General features: G+C 57.8%; 3 protein-coding genes and 2 pseudogenes. 3 read left to right on the top strand and 2 right to left on the bottom strand.

All coding sequences use genetic code 11. The features are described 5' to 3' along the window. Positions 1–744: 744 nt before the first annotated feature. Positions 745–2,088 carry a CapA family protein gene (locus NKH12_RS29900; protein ID WP_352956398.1) on the top strand — a complete coding sequence of 448 codons (1,344 nt, stop codon included), beginning with the start codon at positions 745–747 and terminating at the stop codon, positions 2,086–2,088. A 429-nt stretch (positions 2,089–2,517) separates the two neighbouring features. Here NKH12_RS29900 and NKH12_RS29895 read toward each other — a convergent pair. Next, positions 2,518–2,779, bottom strand: a pseudogene (locus NKH12_RS29895) (transposase); the annotation flags it as partial. A gap of 697 nt (positions 2,780–3,476) precedes the next feature. Between NKH12_RS29895 and NKH12_RS29890 the strand changes: the two are divergent. Beyond that, the gene (locus NKH12_RS29890; RefSeq protein WP_352956396.1) at positions 3,477–4,064 is read left to right on the top strand and encodes a GNAT family N-acetyltransferase; all 588 of its coding nucleotides are present in this window, start codon (positions 3,477–3,479) and stop codon (positions 4,062–4,064) included. 339 nt (positions 4,065–4,403) lie between these two features. Here the strand turns inward: NKH12_RS29890 and NKH12_RS30675 are convergent. Continuing rightward, a pseudogene (locus tag NKH12_RS30675) lies at positions 4,404–4,617 on the bottom strand (transposase zinc-binding domain-containing protein); the annotation flags it as partial. On the opposite strand from NKH12_RS30675, the gene NKH12_RS29885 reads away from it, so the two are divergent. Next, positions 4,543–4,701, top strand: coding sequence for a hypothetical protein (locus NKH12_RS29885; RefSeq protein WP_352956395.1), 159 nt, complete (start codon positions 4,543–4,545; stop codon positions 4,699–4,701). The pseudogene NKH12_RS30675 and the gene NKH12_RS29885 sit on opposite strands and share 75 nt — an antisense overlap. The last annotated feature ends 306 nt before the right edge of the window (positions 4,702–5,007 follow it).

Genomic DNA, 5,007 nt, shown 5'->3' with positions numbered 1-5,007 from the left:
GCCGCGACCGCATCTGTTCCCAAACTGGTTCAGCCGGCAATCTGCGCCGCCTCGTTGACTGCGATCGATATTGCCGAAAGAGGCGCCGATCTCCCGTCAACGCCTGCATGTACACAACCGGCAACTGCGGGACGGCCCATCGGCACTCGATTTCGGCCCGGGATCGATCACCCGATTTCCGGTTCTGGTCGGAGAGGCGCAGACGACGAGTCTCACTTGCCGCGGACGTCGCCGTGGAAGCCGATAAAAGGCGAAGGTCTCCTCAATCCTCTCGTCGACCCGATCAAGGAGTATCGGATAACGACTTGGCGCTAATTTTACGGGCAACTTGCTCAAGTGCTGGCCACATAGGTGCAACTCGGCCTGTGGCGCTTGTGGCGCTTCCTCCGTGCCGTGCGCGGTTCGAGCAGACGGAGAGCAAGTTTGCCCGCAAGACTTCCACGCCCCACGCACTTCGTCCACGGCTGACGGCCGCTGAAATGACGACGAGCGCCACGAATGCGGCGTAAAACCGAATGTCTGAACCCCGCCGGGTTTGCCGGAAGCTATTTCGTTTGACTCACGCCGCCATGGCCGACTCGTGGAGCATGGCGTCAGCGGTTATCGGCTTCCACCAGGGCGATCACCGCCCGGCCTGAGGGTTCGCCAGTGTCTCTCGGTTAGCCACCGGGGCTTGGCACCGGTGATACGAGCACTGAATATCCTGCTAAGTACGGCAGGAAGAAGCGAGACGAGGAGAAATCTATGAAAAACAGGAACGATGTTCATCCGGCCGACGGGTATGATGTGGTCGGCTCGACCGCAACGAACGTGGCGGATGGCTTTACATTGGTAGCAGTTGGCGACCTCATCGTGTCACGGGCGGTGACCAAATCTCAGGATCTTGCTTTTGGCGAGGTAGTCAAGATCCTTCATGATGCTGACGTCACGTTTGGCAACCTGGAAGTCAACATCTTTGATATCCGATCGTTCAATGGACACCCGCAGGCTGAATATGGCGGTGCCTATCACCTCAGCCTGCCGGAGGTCGGACCTGATTTGAAGGGGATGGGATTCAACCTCCTAGGCCGCGCAAACAACCATTCGCTTGACTGGGGCGTTGAAGGCATGCGCGAGACGAGCCGAGTGCTCGATCAAAACGGAATCATCCATGCAGGGGTGGGCGAGAATCTCGCACAAGCCGGCGCCGCGCGCTTCTTCGAGACCGCACGCGGTCGCGTGGCGTTGGTGTCGTGTGCTTCAACATTCAAGCCGATGGGCCGTGCGGGAGATCCGGCTGGCGAAGCGCCAGGCAGACCGGGACTTAACGCCCTTCGTTTGGCGCAAAGCATCGTGGTTTCCCCCGAAATGCTCGAGAATGTGAGGCTAATAGCTGCTGCCTTGCCTACCGACTTCCCCGTACCCGAAGATCCGAATAAGGTCGTGCTCGCCGGAACGACATTTAAAAGAGGCGCCAAGCTCGGATACAGCTTCGAACCAGATGCGCGCGATGTGGCGGACATTTTACGGAACGTCCGTCGGGGCAAGCAGTTCTCCGATTTCTGCATTGTCACGAACCACGGCCACGAGCCTGGGAATTGGAGTCAGGAGCCGCCGGATTACGAACCATCGTTTGCGCATAAGCTAATCGATGCCGGGGCAGACGCTTATATCGGGCACGGACCTCATCTATTGCGGGGCATTGAGATCTACAAGGGCCGCCCGATCTTTTATAGCCTCGGAAACTTGTTCCAGGACGACCTGGGGACCCCCGCCGGTGCCGACATGTTCGGCGACTACGCCAAGGACCCTCGGGTCGACACGGATGCTGAGGTGAAAGTTGCCGAAATGACAGGCTTTTCAAACCCGGTCTTTTGGGAAAGCATTGTCGCAGTCAGCCGATTTGCGCAGAACCAGCTTGCCGAATTGCGGCTGTGGCCGATCGAACTCGGTCACTCGCAGAGGTTTGCCGACCGTGGCGTCCCGCGACTAGTAAAAGGGTCCCAAGCAAAGAACATTCTGGAGCGTCTTCAGAAGCTTTCGGAACCGTTTGGGACCGAGATCGCTATCGAGAACGACGTTGGAGTCATCCGAGTGAGGCCCAATTAAGTTGCTGATGGCCGGGAGAATCACAGGGTGAGTTGGGCAACGCAATGGAGTTGTGGTCCGGAGAACAGCGCCTACTGACTGCTGCCAAGCGCTTTCTGCGCAGAAAGCGCCTTGGGCAAGGTGCCAACCGGGGGTGACCTGTCGCGCGATGAGGCCCTGCGCACCGCTCAACGCGTCGCCTCTAGCCCTTAGCCGCATTGATGCACAGTGATGGGCTTTTGGCGGCCTGAAGCGGCGATGTAGTCGCGGGTGCGGTACTTTTTGACAAGGCTCGTCAGGCGCCGGCGGTGAGCCGTCGTGATGGGAAGGCGCGGTTTGCGGGTTGAGGTCAGCGGTTTGTTTTGGGCCGTCGGCGCCCCGCAGCTACATCACGAGCCGCGGATCCGATCAACGACGATGCGCTGGCCGGGGCAGGATGTCGGCAGGTGCAGCCTGCAGGAAGAGCCGCATCTGGCTGGGTGTCGCCTTGGTGCAGGATGTTCGGTCGGCGGCAAGATGCGTCTTCCACGACTTGATGTAGTTCTCGGCCGCGCCGCGCCGGCAGTAGAGATCCTCGTAGAGCGCCTTGGCCTTGCCACCGGCCAGATTGCTGGCGATGAAGCGGGCGTCGGCTCCTAGGGCGCCGACCTCGGTCCGCGCGATGATGTCCACGGGTTCCACCTGGCGGCCCGTCCAGGAACTCCTTGAAGCGGTTCCGTCTTCGATGACTTTTCAAAGCGCGCCATCGTGTGTTCCGGGACATGCTTGCGCAGGGACTTTCCCCGGACAGCCCTGCGTTCGCCGGGCGGCCCTGCGTATAGGGGTCATCTCACCATCAATCGAGGCTGCCTGGCGCGTACCCCACCTGTCCGGATGCGGTCGAACTCAGGGTTGCGCTTCAGGATTACTGGAGCGTCGAGGGGCGGCGCGGTATCGAGGTAAAATAGGAGCAGCTGCGGCGGTGTGATCGGATCCTGAGCCCAAACCAGGACCTCTCCATTGGTCTCATAATGTTCTGCATCAAGTGACCAAAGGTTAACAGTCCCCTGGCCGGGCAGGGTCTCCAGGGCTCGCCGCCGGCCGAAGTGAACATCTCGAAGCGCGAAACGAGATTCACGAGGTAGGAGATGAGCTCCCGTTATATTCCAGAAAAATGACTGCAGGGATCGCCTCTCGCCTGGTTCAAAGATGGTGACAAAGCCGCGCTCGCCGCCATGAAGGAGGAAAGGGAGATGCCGACCAGCGGGTCGGCGGCATGGGTCGTCCCTCCAACCGCCCAGGATTTGCGCGGCTTATTGCACCGGTTTCTTAAAACTTTAACCCAAGAAACCCGCATTCAGGGATATCAAGGTCCCATGTTCGTTGTAGGTGCCGCTCAAGTATAGGTGCCGGCTCAGAAACGGAAACTTATGATGCACATCCTAGAAACCCCACGCCTAATCCTAAGGCCGCCGTCGCGTAGCGACGAGCTTCTTCTACATGGACTCCATAGCGACCCGTTCGTGGTAAACGCCATCAGAGATGGAGTCTATCCGACCATAGAGCAGTCGAAAGCTGCACTGCTTCAGTTCATCAATCATTGGCAGCATCATCGTTTCGGTTTATGGATGGTGTTCGTCAAACATGAAGGCCAAGCCAGAAAATTTGCTGGTTATTGTGGATTAATGTGCAGCGACCTATATCAGCCTGAAGATCCGAAAAAGGTAGAAATCGTAACCTGTCTCCACCTTACGGCCTCCGGGAAAGAGATAGCGGTCGAGGCTGGAAGAGCAGTAGTGCAATATTCTTTCGAATATTTGAAGCTTGATAAAGTGATGGGATTCATTCGTCCAAATAACACGCGTTCGCTTATCAAGAATAGGAAAATAGGTTTTTACTATGTATGTGACAAGATTTGCAAGAATCGTCTTATGTTACGTTTTGACGTTACTCCGATGACTGCTGTGAAAATCGATAAATTACGTGTTTTTGATTACAGTGACCCAGAAAATATTTGAACCAGTAGTTCTACTGCCAACTGCATTGTTCGGCGCGCTGCTTACCCTCGATGAACTTGGCGCAATCGTAGACACTGACGCGCCCTTGGGCATGCCGTTGCGCAGAACGGTTGCTGGAATTTGGTGGTTCCGATGCAGCATCTGATCTTTGACCGAGGCATGATGCGCGGACTACGGCTTCCTGGGCTCGGCGCCGAGGCTGGCGAGATCCTGCCGGATGCTCCATGGATCTTCAGCCGATCAACGCTCGGCGAACGGTGGCACAGAGCATGATTGGGTGCGCGAGGCAGGGAGTGTTATGAAACAGAATTGTAGTCTTCAATCCATTCATCGATCTGCCGGAGTGTGGCGGTTGCGGCAGGAGTTATAGGCTTGCCGCACGAGACGCAGTCGGTGCAGTGTTCGGCGCGACCGCCCAGCGCCGTGGTCCGGCACCCCTCCACCGGGGCCATGACCCGGGGCGCTCGACACGCCCGAAATGGCCAGTATAGTCGCGGCGATAGCCAGCTCCGTGACGGTGGAATACATCCGCCACATCCAGATCCGGGTGCATGGCGCGCGGCTCAACCGGCAGTCAGTGTCGGCTTTCCGCGTCGGCAGCGAAAAACGCCGTTTTCCTGCGTTGATAGTAGAATGATTTGCGCGCAAGGCGGCCCTATTCCGTGATTTTATCATCAAAACAAAAGGGCCGGATTGTCGCCCCCAGGCTTTCTGCACAGATCCGGTCGAGGAAGTGGCTGGAGTATCTTCATCTCGGGCGATTCCGAAGAGGGTCTGGCGACCCGACGTCCAACGTCTTCTTGCGGGGCAAGCGCCCAGACGTCGCGACGTCCGATGCAAGGCATTGGCCCGCAAGATGCACAGAGTATGGTGGGATTCGTGGAGATGCGCGCTTAGGTCAATATGCTAGTCCAATTGCCGCAAGACGCCTACCGGCCTCATT

Source organism: Mesorhizobium sp. M1322, from assembly GCF_040318085.1.
Classification (GTDB): domain Bacteria; phylum Pseudomonadota; class Alphaproteobacteria; order Rhizobiales; family Rhizobiaceae; genus Mesorhizobium.
Note: the sequence above shows the minus strand (reverse complement) of the source record. Positions and strands in the feature narration are given on the sequence as shown.

Excerpts from the sequence above, each read along its gene's own strand:
- NKH12_RS29890 (WP_352956396.1), top strand. The coding sequence starts at position 3,477 with ATGATGCACATCCTAGAAACCCCACGCCTAATCCTAAGGCCGCCGTCG.
- NKH12_RS29885 (WP_352956395.1), top strand. The coding sequence starts at position 4,543 with ATGGCCAGTATAGTCGCGGCGATAGCCAGCTCCGTGACGGTGGAATAC.
- NKH12_RS29900 (WP_352956398.1), top strand. The coding sequence starts at position 745 with ATGAAAAACAGGAACGATGTTCATCCGGCCGACGGGTATGATGTGGTC.